This window comes from Streptomyces sp. NPDC046716, from assembly GCF_040645755.1.
GTDB lineage: Bacteria > Actinomycetota > Actinomycetes > Streptomycetales > Streptomycetaceae > Streptomyces.
Window position 1 is genome coordinate 23,862 of record NZ_JBEYYU010000035.1, and the last position, 17,663, is coordinate 41,524.

18 protein-coding genes are annotated in these 17,663 nt (G+C 72.5%); 12 read left to right on the top strand and 6 right to left on the bottom strand.

Annotation, left to right across the window (positions count from 1 at the left end; translation table 11 throughout):
- The first annotated feature begins 8 nt into the window (after positions 1–8).
- Genes ABZ930_RS24890 through pip form a run of 3 tightly spaced genes read left to right on the top strand, consistent with a single transcriptional unit; the run spans position 9 to position 2,955 of the window.
- Positions 9–749: a uracil-DNA glycosylase gene (locus ABZ930_RS24890; RefSeq protein ID WP_361551623.1), complete on the top strand. Its 741-nt coding sequence runs from the start codon at positions 9–11 to the stop codon at positions 747–749.
- A gap of 15 nt (positions 750–764) precedes the next feature.
- Positions 765–1,967: an MFS transporter gene (locus tag ABZ930_RS24895; protein ID WP_361551626.1), complete on the top strand. Its 1,203-nt coding sequence runs from the start codon at positions 765–767 to the stop codon at positions 1,965–1,967.
- 25 nt (positions 1,968–1,992) lie between these two features.
- Positions 1,993–2,955, top strand: coding sequence for a prolyl aminopeptidase (pip, locus tag ABZ930_RS24900; protein ID WP_361551629.1), 963 nt, complete (start codon positions 1,993–1,995; stop codon positions 2,953–2,955).
- Here the strand turns inward: pip and ABZ930_RS24905 are convergent.
- Positions 2,952–3,620 carry a GntR family transcriptional regulator gene (locus ABZ930_RS24905; protein ID WP_361551632.1) on the bottom strand — a complete coding sequence of 223 codons (669 nt, stop codon included), beginning with the start codon at positions 3,618–3,620 and terminating at the stop codon, positions 2,952–2,954. The two genes, pip and ABZ930_RS24905, sit on opposite strands and share 4 nt — an antisense overlap.
- A gap of 137 nt (positions 3,621–3,757) precedes the next feature.
- Here ABZ930_RS24905 and ABZ930_RS24910 point away from each other — a divergent pair, with 137 nt between their 5' ends.
- The 4 genes from ABZ930_RS24910 (at position 3,758) to ABZ930_RS24925 (ending at position 8,233) form a co-directional block, all read left to right on the top strand.
- Complete coding sequence (locus ABZ930_RS24910; protein ID WP_361551635.1) at positions 3,758–5,215, top strand: NCS1 family nucleobase:cation symporter-1; 1,458 nt, start codon at positions 3,758–3,760, stop codon at positions 5,213–5,215.
- A 93-nt stretch (positions 5,216–5,308) separates the two neighbouring features.
- Positions 5,309–6,274, top strand: a complete 966-nt coding sequence (locus ABZ930_RS24915; RefSeq protein WP_361551638.1) for a glycoside hydrolase family 6 protein — start codon at positions 5,309–5,311, stop codon at positions 6,272–6,274.
- A 138-nt stretch (positions 6,275–6,412) separates the two neighbouring features.
- Positions 6,413–7,144 (top strand): hypothetical protein, encoded by a 732-nt coding sequence (locus ABZ930_RS24920; protein WP_361551641.1) that lies wholly within the window; start codon positions 6,413–6,415, stop codon positions 7,142–7,144.
- Between the two features lie 111 nt (positions 7,145–7,255).
- Entirely contained in the window at positions 7,256–8,233 is a 978-nt protein-coding gene (locus tag ABZ930_RS24925; protein ID WP_361551644.1) for a cation diffusion facilitator family transporter, read from the top strand.
- Between the two features lie 76 nt (positions 8,234–8,309).
- Here ABZ930_RS24925 and ABZ930_RS24930 read toward each other — a convergent pair whose 3' ends face one another.
- Positions 8,310–9,179: a SigB/SigF/SigG family RNA polymerase sigma factor gene (locus tag ABZ930_RS24930; RefSeq protein WP_361551647.1), complete on the bottom strand. Its 870-nt coding sequence runs from the start codon at positions 9,177–9,179 to the stop codon at positions 8,310–8,312.
- A 287-nt stretch (positions 9,180–9,466) separates the two neighbouring features.
- Between ABZ930_RS24930 and ABZ930_RS24935 the strand changes: the two genes are divergently transcribed.
- Positions 9,467–10,276: a nucleotidyltransferase domain-containing protein gene (locus tag ABZ930_RS24935; protein ID WP_361551650.1), complete on the top strand. Its 810-nt coding sequence runs from the start codon at positions 9,467–9,469 to the stop codon at positions 10,274–10,276.
- Here ABZ930_RS24935 and ABZ930_RS24940 read toward each other — a convergent pair.
- On the bottom strand, positions 10,255–10,788 hold the full coding sequence (locus ABZ930_RS24940; RefSeq protein WP_361551653.1) for a 2'-5' RNA ligase family protein: 534 nt from the start codon (positions 10,786–10,788) through the stop codon (positions 10,255–10,257). The genes ABZ930_RS24935 and ABZ930_RS24940 overlap by 22 nt on opposite strands.
- 125 nt (positions 10,789–10,913) lie before the next feature.
- Between ABZ930_RS24940 and ABZ930_RS24945 the strand changes: the two genes are divergently transcribed.
- On the top strand, positions 10,914–12,722 hold the full coding sequence (locus ABZ930_RS24945) for an FUSC family protein (RefSeq protein WP_361551656.1): 1,809 nt from the start codon (positions 10,914–10,916) through the stop codon (positions 12,720–12,722).
- Positions 12,723–12,770: 48 nt separating this feature from the next.
- Here the strand turns inward: ABZ930_RS24945 and ABZ930_RS24950 are convergent, their stop codons facing one another.
- Positions 12,771–13,610, bottom strand: coding sequence for a serine protease (locus ABZ930_RS24950; protein WP_361551659.1), 840 nt, complete (start codon positions 13,608–13,610; stop codon positions 12,771–12,773).
- A 133-nt stretch (positions 13,611–13,743) separates the two neighbouring features.
- Here ABZ930_RS24950 and ABZ930_RS24955 point away from each other — a divergent pair, with 133 nt between their 5' ends.
- From ABZ930_RS24955 to ABZ930_RS24965, 3 genes are all read left to right on the top strand, one after another.
- Complete coding sequence (locus ABZ930_RS24955) at positions 13,744–15,129, top strand: amidohydrolase (protein WP_361551662.1); 1,386 nt, start codon at positions 13,744–13,746, stop codon at positions 15,127–15,129.
- 89 nt (positions 15,130–15,218) lie between these two features.
- Positions 15,219–15,926 carry a DUF899 domain-containing protein gene (locus tag ABZ930_RS24960; RefSeq protein WP_361551665.1) on the top strand — a complete coding sequence of 236 codons (708 nt, stop codon included), beginning with the start codon at positions 15,219–15,221 and terminating at the stop codon, positions 15,924–15,926.
- Positions 15,927–16,082: 156 nt separating this feature from the next.
- A complete protein-coding gene (locus ABZ930_RS24965) occupies positions 16,083–16,265 on the top strand; it encodes a hypothetical protein (RefSeq protein ID WP_361551668.1) in 183 nt (60 codons plus the stop codon).
- A gap of 256 nt (positions 16,266–16,521) precedes the next feature.
- Here ABZ930_RS24965 and ABZ930_RS24970 read toward each other — a convergent pair whose 3' ends face one another.
- Positions 16,522–16,977 (bottom strand): hypothetical protein, encoded by a 456-nt coding sequence (locus ABZ930_RS24970; RefSeq protein WP_361551671.1) that lies wholly within the window; start codon positions 16,975–16,977, stop codon positions 16,522–16,524.
- Positions 16,978–17,080: 103 nt separating this feature from the next.
- Positions 17,081–17,581: an ATP-binding protein gene (locus ABZ930_RS24975; protein ID WP_361551674.1), complete on the bottom strand. Its 501-nt coding sequence runs from the start codon at positions 17,579–17,581 to the stop codon at positions 17,081–17,083.
- Positions 17,582–17,663: the final 82 nt, after the last annotated feature.

Sequence of the window (17,663 nt, forward strand, 5' to 3'; positions counted from 1 at the left end):
GTCGGGGCATGGACGACGACGGTCTGGGGGAGCTGGACGAGCGCATCACCCACTGCCGGGCCTGCCCCCGGCTCGTCGAGTGGCGCGAAGAGGTCGCGCGCACCAAGCGCGCGGCCTTCGCCGACGAGACGTACTGGGGCCGGCCCGTGCCCGGTTTCGGCCCGCACGACGCGTCCCTGCTCATCGTGGGTCTCGCGCCCGCCGCGCACGGCGCCAACCGCACGGGCCGCATGTTCACCGGGGACCGGTCGGGCGACGTCCTGTACCGGGCGCTGTACGACCTCGGGCTCGCGTCCCGCCCGGACGCGGTGAGCGCCGACGACGGCCTGACGCTGCACGGCGTCCGCATCACCTCGCCGGTGCACTGCGCCCCGCCCGCCAACAAGCCCACCCCGGCCGAGCGCGACACCTGCCGCCCCTGGCTCGTCCAGGAGCTGCACCTGTTGCGGCCCACCCTGCGCGCCGTCGTCGTGCTCGGCGCGTTCGGCTGGCAGGCGGCGCTGCCCGCGTTCGCCGCGGCGGGGTGGTCGGTGCCGCGCCCGCGCCCGGTCTTCGGCCACGGCACCCGCGTCGGACTCGACGGTCTTGGACTGTTCGGCTGTTTCCACGTCAGCCAGCGGAACACCTTCACAGGCCGCCTCACGCCCGCGATGCTGCGGGACGTCCTCGCCTCCGCCGCCCGCGAAGCCGGCCTGCCGGTTCACCGGAACGGAGCAGCAGATCAGGAGGGGAACGGCCCGGCTTCCTAGCGTGAAGGGGTGACGATGCCTACGACGCCCGCACCGGCGCAGCACCTCAAGCCCCCGGCCGCGGCGTACCGCAACCTGATCGTGGCCACCGTGGGCTTCGCGCTCACCTTCTGGGCCTGGAACCTGATCGCGCCGCTCGCCGGCGTCTTCGGCTCGGACCTGGGCCTCAGCTCCTTCGCCCAGTCCTTCCTCGTCGCGGTGCCGGTGCTGGTCGGCTCGCTCGGCCGGATCCCGGTCGGCGCACTCACCGACCGCTACGGCGCCAAGCTGCTGTTCCCGCTGATCTCGGCGCTCACCATCATCCCCGTGCTGCTGGTGATCCCGGCCCGGCACAACTTCCTCGCGATGATCGTCGTGGGCTTCCTCCTGGGCCTCGGCGGCACCACCTTCGCCATCGGCATCCCGCTGGTGAACTCCTGGTTCCCGCCCGCCCACCGCGGACTCGCGCTCGGCGTCTTCGGCATGGGCATGGGCGGTGTCGCCCTGTCCGGCTACTTCACCCCGCGCATGGCCAAGCACGGCGAGAACCTGCCGTTCATCGTCGTCGCCATCGCGCTCGCCGCGTACGCGATCCTGGCGGCCGCCCTGATCACCGACCACCCCGACCGCAAGATCCCCACGACGTCCCTGGGCAAGCGGCTCGGCAGCGCCGGGAAGCTGCGCGTCACCTGGGAGCTCTCCGCCCTCTACGCGATCGGCTTCGGCGGCATCGTCGCCTTCGGCGTGTACCTCCCGACGTACCTGAAGACCTGGTACGAACTCAGCCCCACGGACGCGGGCACCAAGGCGGCAGGCTTCGCCCTGGTCACCGTCATCTTCCGGCCGATCGGCGGCTGGCTCTCGGACCGGATCCACCCGGCGGTCGTCACCTCGGTCGCGCTCGTCGTCGTCGCCCTGTTCGCGATCGTGCAGGCCTTCGACCCGCAGCTGAACCCGATGGGCACGATCTGCTTCCTGCTGATGGCGGCGGGCCTCGGCACCGCGAGCGGCTCCGTCTTCGCGCTGGTCTCGCAGGTCACCCCGCAGCCGCAGGTCGGCTCGGTCACCGGCATCGTCGGCGCGATGGGCGGCCTCGGCGGCTTCGTCCCGCCGCTCGTCATGGGCGCCATCTACAGCGCCAAGGACTCGTACTCCATCGGCTTCATGCTCCTGTCCGACCTGGCGCTCGCGGGCTGCGTGTACGCGTACGGGCGGATGCGGACCATCAAGGCGGACTGAGCGGGCGGCGCCGTAGGCTCGCCCGATGGCTGAGCGCTCCCTGTACCCGGACGTCGAACCGTACGACCACGGGCACCTCGACGTCGGCGACGGCAACCGCGTGTACTGGGAGACCTGCGGCAACCCGCACGGCACGCCGGCGGTCGTGCTGCACGGCGGTCCCGGATCGGGCGCGGGACCGTTCTACCGGCGCTGGTTCGACCCCGAGCGGTACCGCGTCGTCCTGCTCGACCAGCGCGGCGCGGGCCGCTCGACCCCGCCCGCGTCCGCGTACACGACGGACATGAGCGTCAACACGATCCCGCACCTCGTCGCCGACCTGGAACTGCTGCGGGCGCACCTCGGCATCGAGCGGTGGCTGGTCGCGGGCCTCTCCTTCGGCTCGGTCCTCGGCCTGCGGTACGCGCAGACGCACCCCGGCGCCGTGACCGCACTGGTCCTCACCGGCCTCGCCACGGGGAGCCGGGAGGAGGTGCGCACGATGATGCGCGGACTCGGCAAGGTCTTCCCGGAGGCGCACGCGGCGTTCGTGTCGGGCGTCCCCGAGCAGGACCGGGACGGTGACCTCGCGGACGCCTACCGCAGGCTCCTGGAATCGCCCGACCCCCGGGTGCGCGAGCGCGCGGCGCTCGCCTGGACGGACTGGGAGACGGCGATGGCCTCGCTGCCGCCGCGCTCCGTGCCCCGCTACCAGGACCCCGTCTTCCGCTACGGCTTCGCGCGCACCGTCAGCCACTACTGGGCGCAGGACCACTTCCTGGGCGGCCCCGACGCCGTACTGCGCGATCTGCCGCTGCTCGAGGGGATCCCGGGGGTGCTGGTGCAGGGGACGCTGGACCTCAACAACCTCATCGGCATCCCGTGGCGGATCGCGCGGGACTGGCCGGACGCGGAGCTGGTGATGGTGGACGAGGCGGGGCACGACGCGGGGGCGGACGGAATCGTGGAGCACCTGGTCGCCGCCACCGACAGGTTCGGCGGCGCCTAGGCCTTGCCCGGAGCCGGCTCCGCGTCGCCGAAGAGATGGCGCACGGTGGAGCGGTAGTTGGTCCGTACGTGGGCCAGGGCCACCGCCCGCGCCCGCTCCGCGTCCCCCGCGGCCACGGCGGCGTACAGCTCGCGGTGCTCGGCGAGCTGCTGCGGCCATTCCTCGTTGCGCCGGGTCAGCCAGCGCAGCCGGCCCGCGACCGGCTGCATGACGGTGACGAGCAGGCCGTTCCCGGCCAGGGCGAGCAGGTCGTCGTGGAAGCGGGAGTTGACGTCGGTCAGGGTCTCGGCGTCGTCCGCGCGGGTCGCCCCGGCGGCGCGGTCGAGCAGCAGCGCCAGCCGTGCCAGGTCGTCCCCGGTCGCCCGCTCGGCGGCGAGCCCGGCCGCGTACACCTCCAACGCCTCGCGCAGCTCGAAGAGTTCGGCGACATCGGCGCGGGTGAGCGTGCGCACGACCGCGCGCCGGGGCGTGTCGAAGGTGACGAAGCCCTCGGCGACCAGCGCCCGTACCGCCTCGCGCACCGGCACCCGTGACACCCCGAACCGCTCGGCCAGCTCCCGCTCGACCAGCCGGTCGCCGGGCCGCAGCCGCCCCGCGACGATGTCCCCGCGCAACGCCCCGAGCACCCGCTCGCGCACCGCGCCCAGCGGTTCAGCCGTCGTCATGCCCCCATCCTCGCCGATCCGGGCCGTGGCGATTTACCGAGACGTAACTGCGCGGATATTGCCGGGAGTTGCCCGGAGCGGGACCATGGCGGCGCTTTGGTATACCAAAGCGGTGTCCCAGGACCCAGGAGGCTCCCATGTCCGTGGCCGAACCGGTGAAGGCGTCGTCGTGGGGCGGCGGTGACTTCGTCCCCGATCCCCGTCTGGTCAACGAGGACCTGGCACCCGCGGGCGAGAAGGAACGCACCTGGAAGGTCTACGACCTCTTCGCCCTGTGGATGTCCGACGTCCACAACCTCGGCAACTACACCTTCGCGGCGGGCCTGTTGGTGCTCGGCCTCAACGCCTGGCAGATCTTCACGGCCCTGCTCATCGGCTTCGTGATCATCTATGCGGGCTGCAACGCGATGGGCCGCATCGGCCAGCGCCACGGCGTGCCGTTCCCGGTCGTCGGCCGGATCGGCTTCGGCGTCTGGGGCGCCAACATCCCGGCGCTGGTCCGGGCCGTGATCGCCATCATGTGGTACGGCATCCAGACGTATCTGGCGTCGGTGGCGGTGAACGTGATGGTGCTGGCGGCGTTCCCCGGCACGGAGTCGTGGACGCGCCACTCGTTCCTCGGCCTGCACGCGCTGGGCTGGGCCTCCTTCCTGGCGCTGTGGCTCGTGCAGTTCCTGATCATCACGCGGGGCATGGAGTCGGTCCGCAAGTTCCAGGACTTCTGCGGCCCGGCGATCTGGGTGGTGATGCTCGCCCTGGCGATCTGGATCTGGGCGAAGGCCGGCTGGACGATCTCGCTCACCACCACCCCGCACCCGGTCTCGACCGGCGAGCAGTTCCGGCAGTGGTTCGGCGCGATCGGCCTGATCCTGGCGACGTACGGCACGCTCATGCTCAACTTCTGCGACTTCTCGCGCTTCGCCCCCGACTACCGGACGGTCCGGCGCGGCAACTTCTGGGGCCTGCCCGTCAACTCCACCGCCTTCGTGGTCCTTTCGGTGGTGGTGACGGCGGGCAGCGTCGAGGTCTTCGGCGAGGCGATCACCGACCCGGCGCTGCTGGTGGCGCGGATCGGCAACACCTGGGTCCTGATCTTCGGCGCGCTGACCTTCGCCATCGCCACGATGGGCGTCAACATCGTCGCCAACTTCGTCTCCCCGGCCTACGACTTGGCGAACGTCTGGCCGCAGAAGATCACGTTCAGGATCGGCGGAGCGATCTCGACGGTGGCCGCGCTCGTGGTGACGCCGTGGAACCTGTACTCGAACCCGAACGTCGTGAACTACTTCCTCGGCGGCCTGGGCGCCTTCCTGGGCCCGCTGTTCGGCGTCATCATGCTCGACTACTTCTGGGTGAAGCGCGGCAGGATCGACACCGCCGCCCTCTTCGACGCGACGCCCGGCTCCCGCTACTACTACCGCCGGGGCGTGAACCCGAAGGCGCTCGCGGCCTTCGTCCCGTCGGCGGCGCTCGCCGTCGTGCTGGCCCTGGTGCCGTACTTCGACGAGGTCGCCGCGTACTCGTGGTTCATCGGCACCGCGGTGGCCGCGGGCCTGTACGGGGTGATCTGCCGGGCGGAGCGGGCCGCCTCCTGACCCGGGTGCGGGGCGCGGCCGAACGAGTGCATTCGGGGACAACCCGGCCCGTCGCGGGGCCTGTTGGGCCGGGTCCCCGACGATCATCCGGCCATGTTCATGTCTCCGCGCCCCGTCCTGGGCGCTCTGCTGACCGCGTTCCTCACCCTGACCCCGGCGACGGCCGCGGCCCCCTCGGACGGTCCGGCCGCCACCTTCTGGGTGGACCCCGACACCGCGGCGGCCCGTCAGGCGTCGGCCTACCGCGCGCAGGGCCGGACGGACGAGGCCCGGCTCATCGACCGCATCGCGACCCGCTCCCAGGCGACCTGGCTCAACGGCGCGAACCCCGGCCCCGCGGTCCGCTCCGTCACCCTGGCGGCGACCCGCGCCCGCCGCACCCCGGTCCTGGTCGCCTACCACATCCCGCACCGCGACTGCGGCCTGCACTCGGCGGGCGGCGCCGGTGACGCGGCGGCCTACCGCGCCTACGTCGACTCCTTCGCCTCGGGGATCGGTGCACGCTCCGCGTACGTGATCGTGGAGCCGGACGCGGTGGCCTCCACGGTGGCGGGCTGCGCCGGTGCCGACACGAAGGAGCGCGACGGACTGCTGGCCTACGCGGTGAACCGGCTCTCGGCGCTCCCGCGCGCCCGGGTGTACCTGGACGCGGGCAACGCCAGCTGGATCCCGGACGTGTGGCAGCTGGCGGCGGCGCTCCGGGCGGCGGGCGTGGCCAAGGCCGACGGGGTGGCGCTGAACGTCTCCAACTACCGTACGAATGCCGAAAGTTCAGACTACGGGCGACGGCTGGTGACGGCCCTGGGTGGCGGCAAGCACCTCGTCGTCGACACCAGCAGGAACGGCAACGGCCCCTACGCGGGCGCGGACGCGTGGTGCAACCCGCCCGGCCGGGCGCTGGGCACCCCGCCGACCACGCGCACCGGGGACCCGCTGGTGGACGCGTACCTCTGGGTGAAGCGGCCGGGGGAGTCGGACGGGACGTGCCGGGGCGGCCCGGTGGCGGGGGCCTGGTGGGCGGCCAAGGGGCTCGAACTTGCGCGGAACGCCCGTGGTTGACGGAACCGCGCTGTTTGAGACCTATTTTTCGGAATGACGACCTCCGGGTGTTTCCGCGATCGCCAGGGGTAACCGGGCGTTTCTTCATCCTGAACACTCGGTGAGCGGGCGCGGAAGCACCCGCGGAAAGGCGGTCTGGTGCGCATCGCACGGACAGTCGCAACATGCATCGTCGCCGGCATATCCGTCACCGGCCTGGCCGCGTGCGGCGGCGGGGACGACGGCGACGACGCGTTCAAGGGGGACAGCGCGGACCGGATCGCCGACAAGGCGGTGGCCGCCACGCGCAAGGCCGAGTCCCTGCACATGAAGGGGAAGGTGAGCCAGAGCGGCGGCGAACCGGTCGCCATCGACCTCGCGGTCGACCAGGAGAAGAACTGCCAGGGCACGGTGACCATGTCGGGCGCGAAGGCCGAGGTCAGACACGTGAAGGCCACGTTCTACCTCAAGGGCGACGAGCAGTACTGGCGCACCAGCCTCAAGCAGCAGCCCGGCGCCGGCAAGATCGTGCCGAAGGTCGCCGGCAAATGGGTCGAGGTCCCCGCCCAGGACAACCAGATCACCGGCCTGTGCGACAAGCAGGGCCTGCTCGCCGCGATGGACGAGAACAAGTCCGAGCGCCAGGGCCTGAAGAAGGGCGACACGAGCACCATCGACGGCACGAAGGCGCTGGCCCTGCACAAGAGCAAGGGCGGCGAGAAGACGACCCTCTACGTCGCCGCCGAGGGAGAGCCCTACATCCTCAAGGTGACCACCACCGGCGGCAGCGCCCCGGAGACGACCACGTTCTCCGACTACGGCAAGCCCGTGCGGCCGGAACAGCCCGCGGCCGGGGACACGGTCGACCTGAAGCAGCTCGCGGCCCGGTAGTCACCGGCGTGTCGGCCCGCGGGACCGTCGGGTTTAGGGGCATGGGCCCCGGTTATCCGGAAGTTCGCTGCCAAGCGCTTCCCCTTTCCCCGACGACTGCGAGATGTCGACGTGACCGATGAACCGACCGACACATCACCCGGACCCGAGAACGCGGAGGACCGCAAGACGCGGTTCACCGTGCTGGTGGCGCTCGGCGCGAATCTGCTGATCGCCGTCGCCAAGGCGGTCGGCGGACTCTTCGCCGGGTCGCCCGCGCTGCTGTCCGAGGCGGCCCACTCGGTCGCCGACAGCCTCAATGAGGTGTTCCTGCTCGCCGCCCTGCGGCGCAGCCGGCGCCCCGCCGACCGCCAACACCCCTTCGGCTACGGCAAGGAGCGCTTCTTCTGGTCGCTCCTCGCCGCCGTGGGAATCTTCGTCATGGGCGGCTGCTTCTCCTTCTTCCAGGCGTTCGAGGCGTTCACCCAGGGCGGCGCCGAGGAGTCGGCGAGCGGGTTCGTCGTCGGGCTCGCGGTGCTGGGCGTCGCCTTCCTCGCGGAGGGCACCTCGCTGGCCCGCGCCGTGCACCAGGTGCGCAAACAGCCCGGCGACGGCATCGGCTCGGACCCGACGCTGCGCACCGTGCTCGCCGAGGACGCCACCGCCGTCGTCGGTGTCGTGCTGGCGGCGGCCGGCCTGGTGCTGCACAGGACCACCGGCCACATCGAGTGGGAGGCGACCGCGTCCCTGATCATCGGGGTGCTGCTGGTGTTCGTCGCCTACCGCCTCGGCCGCAGCGCCCGCGACCAGCTGATCGGCGAGGGCGACCCGCGGCTGCACCACGACATCCATGAACTGCTCGACGCCCAGCCGGAGATCGAGGCCGTGGCGGCCCTGCACATCATGCGGCTCGGGATGGACTCGACACTGGTCGCGGCCCGGGTCGACCTGGTTCCCGGTCTGGAGAGCGAGCAGCTGGAGCTGGTCAGCGAGCGCATCAAGCGGGCGGTGCACGCACGCTGGCCGGAGGCCGACCAGATGTTCCTCGACGTGGTCGAGGCGCCGACGGGGGAGTGGCGGAGCCCGGCGGAGACCGCGCGCACGAGCTGACCACCCTGACAAGCCTCTGCGCCGCCCGTTCGAACGGGCGGCGCAGAGGCTTGTCAGGAAGAGGGGAGGAAGGGTGTCACTCGGCGGCCATCAGGCCGGCCCGGAGCTTGCCCACGACCTTGGTGATCAGACGGGAGACGTGCATCTGCGAGTAGCCGAGCTCGTCGGCGATGTCCTGCTGGGTGCGCTCCTCGACGAAGCGCAGGTGGATCAGACGACGGTCCCGCTCGTTCAGATCGGCGACCAGCGGCGCGAGGGAGTGGAAGTTCTCGACGAGTTCGAACCGGTCCTCGTCGACTCCGATGAAGTCGGCGAGCATGGTGTCGGACTCGTCGTCCGACCCGTTGACGGCCGCGTCGAGGGAGACGCTGTTGTAGCCGTTGGACGCCTTCTGCGCCTCGGCGACCTCCGACGCGTCGAGCTGCATCAGCTCGGCCAGCTCCGCCGTCGAGGGCGAGCGGCCCAGCCGGGTGTGCAGCTCCTCGGTGGCCTTGGACAGCTCTATCCGCGCCTCCTGGAGCCGGCGCGGCACGTGCACGGCCCACGAGGTGTCGCGGAAGAAGCGCTTGATCTCACCGACGATGTAGGGAACGGCGAAGGAGGTGAACTCGACCTCGCGGGTCAGCTCGAACCGGTCGATGGCCTTGATCAGACCGATCGTGCCGACCTGGACGATGTCCTCCATCTCCTCCTGGCCGCGGTGCTTGAAGCGCGAGGCCGCGTACCGCACGAGGGAGAGGTTCATCTCGATCAGGACATTGCGCACGTAGCTGTACTCGTGCGTGCCCTCTTCGAGCTGGGCGAGACGGTCGAAGAAGTGCCTGCCCAGCTCGCGGGCGTCCTTCGGCCGCACGGAGGCGGGATCGGCGTAGGCGCGCTCAATCAGACTCGCCTCGACCTGGTCGGCCGTGATGTGCGCCTGTTCCTGAACTGCCACGGTACTCATTGCCGCCAGTCCTGCCTCTCGTCGTGTGAATAATTCTCCCCGCACGCGTGCGATTACCCCGGTCTCATGCGTACATACATACGATACGGCGCGTCTTGTGGCGCCTCTCCGATGCGTGTGCTGCCTGCTCGGATACCGGTGGCGGCGGGTTCTTCCTGGTCCAGCCTCCTGTCCTTCGTCAACGTCACCGTTTCTGGATGCAGTTGATGACCTTGTGATTCACCTGGGTGGATCGTGTGTGCGAAACGGGGCGGCGCCGGGACGGGGCCGACGGATACCGTGCCCCCATGCCCGCACCGACCGCCCACACCGACACCGCCGACACCGCCTTCCTCGACCGCCTCGCCGACACCCTGGCCGCCCTCCCCGGCGTCCACGCCGTCGCCCTCGGCGGCTCCCGCGCCCAGGGCACCCACACCCCCGACAGCGACTGGGACACCGCCGTCTACTACCGGGGCGGCGAGGGGCTGTTCGCGCCGCGGCACCTGCGGGCGGTCGGCTGGGAGGGGGAGGCCACCGAGATCGGCGGATGGGGCGGCGGGGTCTTCAATGGCGGGGGCTGGTTCGACGTCGAGGGCCGGCGCGTCGACGTGCACTACCGCGATCTCGACGACCTCGAGCGGGTCCTGGCCGACGCCGAGGCCGGACGGTTCCGCGTGGAGGCGCTGATGTTCCACCTCGCCGGGATCCCGAGCTACCTCGTCGTCGCCGAACTCGCCTTCAACCGCGTCCTGCGCGGCACGGCGCCGAAACCCGACGGGTATCCGCAGGCGTTGCGGAGGGCCGCGCCCGAGGAGTGGTGGGGTCGCGCCCGCATGACCCTGCACTACGCGCGGGCCGGGAACGCGCCGAAGGGCGGGCGGACCGAGGTCGCCGGGGCCGTCGCCGTCGCCGCCCTGTCGGCCGCGCACGCGGTGCTCGCCGCGCGCGGCGAGTGGGTCACCAACGAGAAGCGGCTCCTGGAGCGGGCCGGACTGCGCGGCATCGACGCCCTCGTCACCGACCCCGGCCTCGGGCTCGTCGAACTCGTCGACCGGGCCGAGGAGCTGCTGGCCGCCGCCGTCGCCGACGCCCGTCAGGCAGTGCCCAACGGATAGGCGCGCAGGTCCCGCCACGGAGTTCCGGCGCCGTCCGACACGATCAGTCGCACCTCGGTGACCGGCGCGCGCAGCGGGAGGTGCGGGGTGAAGTCGGTGGCGGGCGTCTCGTCCGTGCCCGCGCCGCTCGCCAGCGTCAGATGCGGGTCCAGGCCCTCGGCGCCGAAGACGCCGCGATAGGGGACCGCCTCGGGCCAGTGGTGGCGCAGGGCCTTCGTGAGGGCGCGCAGGGGATCCGCGGGGGACGGTGCAAGGTAGAGGACGCCCGGCCAGCGGTGCACCTCGCGGAAGGTGAGGGTGAAGGCCGGGGTCGCCGCGATCACGTCGCGCAGCGTCCTGTCCGTGTTCCCGGTGACCCGGGGCAGGGGGAGGAACGGATAGAGGACCGTCACATGCGCCCGCGCCGGGGTGCGGACCAGCGGGTCCGCCTCGGGGACGTGGATCGTCAGCGCCGTGTCGCCGGGCGCGTCCGGCCAGCCGTCGTCGGATGGGGTGGGCAGTGGTGTGGGCACGGTCAAGTGTCACATTGCGGAAATGCGGGCGTTCCTTCCTCTCCATGAACAGCCGTTACCGTAGAAGGACCAGTTCAGGTCTGGCCGACGTCGTCCGGTACCCCCGTGTACGACAGGAGCCCGTCTTGCCCCGCCGCCCGCTTCCCCCTTGGCTCGGGCACGCCCTGCGCGCCCAGCGCGCCCCGGTCCCGTGGCCCGCCGTCCTGCGCGGCGCGCTCGCCGCCGGACCGCTGCTGCTGGCCGGCGTCCTCGCCGGAAGCCCGTCCAGCGGGGTCCTGCTCGCCCTCGGCGCCATGCTCGCCGGTGTCAACGACCGGCCGGGACCCCGGCTCGCCGCCCTCACCCGCCTCGGCGTGCCCGCGCTCGCCGGGGGCGCGGGCATGATCGTCGGTACGGCCCTCAGCCCGTTCGCCGGAGAGGGCGGCGGGTTCGGGTACGGGGTGGTGATCGTCGCCGCGTTCGCCCTGCTCGGGCTCCTCGGCGGGGCGGTCAGCGCCGTCGGTCCCGTCGCGTCCGCCGCCGGTACCCAGGTGCTGGTAACCGTGGCCATCGGCGCCGGGATGCCGCTGCCCGAGGCCGGCTGGCAGCGGGCGCTGCTGTTCGCCGGCGGCGCCGCCTGGCTGATCGCGCTGCGCGTCGCCCTGCCCTCACCCGCCGCGCGCCGGAGCCCCGGCCGCGGCCTCGGCTATCTCTACGACGGTGAGCGCCTCGCCGTCGCCGCGGTGTACGAGGCCGTGGCCCAGCTCATCGAGGCCGCCGGGCACACCGACTCCCGGGCCCGCCGCGCCGCCCTGACCGCCGCGCTCGACCAGGCGCAGGACGCCCTGCGCACGGGCGGCGCCGCGACCCGGCGGCTGCGGGCGCGGTACATCGCCGCGCTGCCGCTCGCCGAGGCCGCCACCGCGCTGGCCTGGGCCGGAAAGGCCGTGCCCGGGCGGGCCGCGGAGGGGCCGCGCCGACTCGCCGCCGCCGTACGGACCGGGTCCGCGGTGGGGCCGCTGCCCGCGCCGACCCGCTGCGACGCGGGGCTGCGCGCGCTCGACGAGGCGCTGCTGCGGGCCGCCGAGGTGTTCGACGGAGGCCGGGCGCCCGCCCAGCCGCGGCGCAGGAACAGCCTCCGGACCCTGCTGAGCGGAGCGGCCGGTCCCGGCGGGCGCGAGTACGGGCTGCGCGTCGGGCTCTCCTTCGGGGCCAGCGCCGCCGTCGCCCAGGCCCTGCACCCCCTGCACTGGTACTGGCTGCCCGCCACCGCCGTCTTCCTCGTCAAGCCCGACCTCGGGCCGCTCGCCTCGCGCGCGCTGTGCCGGGCCGCCGGGACCGTCGCGGGCGCCGCCGCGTTCGCCGGACTCGCCGCGCTGCTGCCCCGCCCCGCCGGGCTCGTCGCGCTCGTGGCGCTGTGCGGGGCACTGATCCCCGTCGCCACCCGGCACTTCGCCGCGCAGACCGCGGTCGTCACCGTGCTCGTGCTGTCCCTCGTCATGGTGGGCGGCGAGCCGCAGGCGTCGGCGGGCCGGATCACCGAGACGCTGCTCGCCTGCGCCATCGTGCTGGTCGCCGGGCACCTTCCGGGGCCCGGCGCCCACCGCGGCGGCGGTGTGCGGGTGCGGGTCGCCGTCGCGCGCGAGGCCGCCCACGCCTACGTACGGTACGTACTGAGCGAGGACTCCGGGCGGCCGCAGGACCGGGCCAGGCGGTGGGCGCTGCGCCGCGAGGCGTACCGGACGCTGGCCCAGGCGCGGGCCGCCGTCGAGCTCGCCGCCGCCGAACTGCCCGTCGTGGCCCGGCACTCGGACGGGGCCCGTCAGGTGACCGTCGTGCTGGAACGGCTCGTCGACACGACCACCGCGTGCGCGGTGCAGGTCGACGACACCGGACGCGTACCGCCCCAGTGCGCCGAACGGATCGGCGGACTCCTCGCGGAGCTGGCCGCCTGACGCCCGGAGCCGGACGCCCCGGGAAAGGGGAGCGTCCGGCCGCTGTCGTCAGGGCTTGGGCAGCGCGCACCCGGGCGCCGACAGGTCGATCTTGTTGCCGGTCACGACGCACGGCACGATCCCGTACGTCTCCTGCGCGTAGTTGATGCCCTGGCGCACCGTGACCTTGCCGTTCTGGTCCACCTCGCACGGGTTGTTGTCCGTGCACTGCTGGCCGTCCTCGTTGCCCGTGTTGTTCACGGCGACGACCTTGCCGGTCGCCTGGTCGAGGACGGGGGAGCCGGAGGTGCCGCCGATCGTCTGGCAGGCGGAGGTGTAGCGGACCGAGTCCTTCCAGGTCCACTCGCCCTCCTTCAGGCGGTAGACGAAGCCGTCGATCGAGCAGTTGTACTTCTTCTTCCAGTACCCGGAGACCACGCTGATCGCCGTGCCCTGCGTCGGGTGGGCGGCCGACAGCTCCAGGGCCTTGATCCCGTACGAGCTCTCGATCTGCGCGTACGTGGAGGTGAGCTGGTACAGCGAGACGTCCGTGTCCGTCATCGTGCCGTACGCCACCTTGCTCGCCCGCAGCGTCGCGACCTTGCTGCCGGCGGAGTTCAGGAGGCTGAACGTACGGGACGACGCCTGGTTGACCACGACCTCGCCCGGACCGGGGAAACCGGACTCCAGGCAGTGGCCGTTCGACATCACCAGGGCCGGGTCGGACGGCTGGGAGTTGGGGACGCGGACGACGGAACCGGAACAGTTGCTGAGCGCGACCGTGCCGGCGAAGGACACCGCGGTGGCTCTGGGGGCGGCGGCCGACGCATCGTCAGCCGCCATGGCCGGAGCGGCCGTTGCGCCGATCATCGCGACGCCGAAGACCGCGGCGGCGAGTGACTTCTTCATGTGGGGGGTCCTCTCCCGTGCGAGCGTGGTGCATGGGTGGGGTGTACGTCTGCCGTGTTGGCATGAGCATTGTGATGGCGTACGGCTCAGCGGACAACAGTGCGTGCTCAGCGGACGCGGCTACCGTGACCCCATGGCCGCCGCTCCCGCCGTCCCCGCCGACCTGATCGTCACCGGCTGCACCGCCCTGCTGCACGCCGATCCGGCCGAAACCGACCCCCGACGGGCCGCCGACGGGATCCGCTTCGTCCCGGACACCGCCCTCGTGATCCGCGCCGGCGTCATCGCCGAGATCACCGACAGCGCCGGCGCCGCCGCGTCGCCGAGCCGCGAACGGATCGACGCCGAGGGCCTCGTCGCCCTGCCCGGCCTGATCAACTGCCATACCCACAGCCCGATGGTGACCCTGCGCGGCCTCGTCGAGGACCGGCCCGAGCAGGAGTGGTTCAACGACTGGATCTGGCCGATCGAGTCCAACCTCACCCCGCGCGTCATCGCCCTCGGCGCCCGCCTGGCCTGCGCCGAGATGATCCGCGGCGGCGTCACCTGCTTCGCCGACCACTACTTCGCGACGGACGTCATCGCCGACGCCGTCGAGGAGACCGGGCTGCGCGCCAACCTCGGAGAGGCGTACTTCTCCTCCCAGGGAGCGGAGGGGCGCGCCCGATCCCTGGACCGCGCCCTCGGCCTGCGCGGCCGCGCAGGCGGCCGCATCACCACCTCCCTCGCCCCGCACGCCCCGTACACCGTGAGCGACGACGACCTCGCGGCCACCGCCCGACTGGCCGCCGAGCACGGCCTGCCGGTGCATCTGCACGCCGCCGAGAACCGCGCCCAGACCGACACCAGCCTCGCCCGCCACGGCCGCACCCCCATCGACGTGCTCCGCGACACCGGCCTCCTCGACGTCGACGTCCTCATCGCCCACGGCACCGGCATCCTGGACCGCGACCTGCCCGCGCTGCGGGCGGCGACCGGCCGGATCGGGGTCGCGTCGGCGCCCCGCGGCTATCTGAAGTTCGGCTGGGACACGACGCCCGTCCGCGCCCTCGTCGACGCCGGAGCGCACGTGGGCCTCGCCACCGACGGCGCCGCCTCCAACAACACCCTCGACGTGTGGGAGGCGATGACCCTCACCGCGCTGGTCCAGAAGCGGGCCGAGCGCGATCCCCGCTGGCTGACGGCCCGTCAAGCCCTGCGCCACGCCACCCTGGACAGCGCCCGCGCCGTCGGGCTCGGCGACACCGTCGGCTCCCTCGCGCCCGGCCGCCGCGCCGACCTCGTCCTCGTCGACCTGAGCGGCCCGCACACCCAGCCCGTGCACGACCTGGCCGCGACGCTCGTGCACAGCGCCCGCTCCGCCGACGTCCGCACCACGATCGTCGACGGCCGCGTCCTGATGCGCGACGGACGGCTGACCAGCGTCGACGTCCCCTCGGTCGCAGGGGAGTTGGCCGAACTGCTGCCCGATCTCGTCGAGCGCGGCCACGGCCGGCGGATCCAGACCTACGACACCTGAGACTCCGCGAAGTTTTTCTTCCCGGGACCGATGAGTTCCGCGCCCGACCCCGGTCACCCCCTGCGAGAGACCCGACTCGAGGAGGAACCATGGGGCTGCCGAAGGTGGTCACCCGCCAGGAGTGGCAGGCCGCACGCGAGGAGCTGCTCGCCCTGGAGAAGACGGCGACCCGGGCGCGCGACGCGCTGAACACGCGGCGGCGCGAGCTGCCCATGGTGGAGGTCGACAAGGCGTACGCGTTCGAGGGCCCCGACGGCAAGGCCGAACTCCTCGACCTGTTCGAGGGGCGGTCCCAACTCGTCGTCTACCACTTCATGTTCGCGCCGGAGTGGGACGCGGGCTGCACCAGCTGCTCCGGTTTCCTCGACCAGATCGGGCACCTGGCCCACCTGCGGGCCCGCGGCACGGCGTTCGCGGCGGTGTCCCGGGCCCCGTTCACCAAGATCCTGCCGTTCAAGGCGCGGCTGGGCTGGACCCTGCCCTGGTACTCCTCCAGCCTGAGCGACTTCAACCAGGACTTCGGCGCCACCGTGCGGGCGGAACCGGACGGAACCGCGGACCCCGGCCTCCAGGAGCGGCCCGGGCTGAGCTGCTTCCTGCGCACGGGCGAGCGGATCTTCCACACGTACTCGGCCTTCGACCGCGGCCTGGACAACATCGGCTTCACCACGAACCTCCTGGACCTCACCGCCCTCGGCCGGCAGGAAGCATGGGAGAAACCGGAGGGGCGGGCGACGTCCCTCGGGGCGCCCGCGGGCAGTGCGCGCGTGCGCTATCACGACGAGTACGTCGACTGACGGCCGTCCCGCGCGACCTGACCTCGTCTCAACTCGGTGTCATTCTCGTCACGTTGCGAGTCCCCGCCCGTCCTGTCAGCGTTCTCCTTCACACAGGGCGCCGGGACCGTTCCGGAGCCCGGGATTCAGGCACGACACGGGGGACAGGGACGAGCGATGATCAATGGACGAGTGGTGTTGCAGAGGTTCCCGGCCGGAGGGCCCCGCGGCTCCTGGCCCGCGGAGGAGTTCGCGAACCGGTGCCGGCTGGAGGGCAGGGCGGCCGAGGTCGTCATGGACCTGGCGACGGACGCGTTCCTCGTGATCGTACGAGAGGCGGCGCCGCAGCCCGTGGGCTGATCCTGGCCGGATGGTGACCTGAGCACGTCACCGACCGCGCCCGGGCCGAGACGCCGCGCCGGTGCGCGGCTACGGTGGTGGCACCACCGGTTCCTTCACGGAGAAACCGATCGGGACCGTCCTCATCGCCGAAGGCGTCGGAGCCGAACCGTGCGGACGGGGGACTCGGCGCGGGACGCCGGGAGCGGGAGCCCCGACGTCCTCGCCGGTGAGCGGTCCGAGCAGGCAGAGCACTCCGGCACGCTTCAGGCGCGGTTCACGACGTGCCGACCGAGCGGGACCAGACGGGCGTCGTCCCCGTCACCCGGCACAGCGCCAGATACAGCGGAATCGGCGGGGTGTACGGCACCGCGCCCTCGGGGCAGTGGATGAGATCCGGGACCCGCGCCGCGTCCGGCACCACGGCGCCCGCCGTGTAGCGCGCCGGGGCGGGCCATTCGAGCGCCACGTCCGAATCCGACGGCACGAGCCACCACCAGTGCCCGTCGGCCGCGTACACGCACCCCATCCGGGGCAGCCGCCGCGACATCGCGCGGGCGAAACTCTCGGGCACGGCCACCGCGTCGCAGCCGAGCGGCGCGGTCATGCCGTCCGGCACGGCCAGACGAACGGGTGCGGGTGGATGCGGATGCCGAGTGCGCCGTCGCCGGGCGAGTCCGGCCAGCGAGTCCAGCTGCATCGTCCGCAAAGTGCCCGTCGTCACCACGCCCATCCGTTCCCGTTCAGCACGCTTGTCGCTCTTCGCCCGGCCGGTCCGGGCAGTCGTTCACACCGGCGTCATCCCGAGGTACCGGGGCCGTGTGGAGGCGCCGGTCTCACCAGGCCCAGCCGCTTCCGTCGGGCACGTCGGGCACCGGCCCGGGATCCGTGCTCCCCGCGTCGGCCTGCCGCGGCAGTTCCGCCCAGACCAGCAGACCGGGACCGGTCTCCTGGGCGCCCCACGCCGTGGAGACCGCGGCGACCAGGAGCAGCCCCCTGCCGTGCTCCTCCTCGGGCGCGATCCGGCCGGCGGGGCGGGTGCCGCCCAGCATGCGTCCCTCGTCGCGGACGGCTATCCGCACGCGCTCGCCCTGCCCGTCGCCCTCGTCGCCGCGCAGATCGTGCAGCTCACAGTGGATGCGGCGACTGGCGGTGTGCACGATGGCGTTGGTCACCAGCTCCGACACGACGAGGGCCGCCGCGTCGCAGGTGTCCTCGCACGCGCCCCACCCGGTCAGCTGGGTGCGCGTCATGCGCCGGGCCTGCGCGGCGGAGCCCGGGTGGGGAGCCAGCTCGAAGCTGCTGCGGCGGACCGAGAACAAGGGCGACGTACCCAAACGGTCACCGAGCGTAGCTTCGTCGGCTGCTGTTCCTAAGGGCGCGGACGGAATCACGCTTGCCACTATCGCCCCGTCGTGA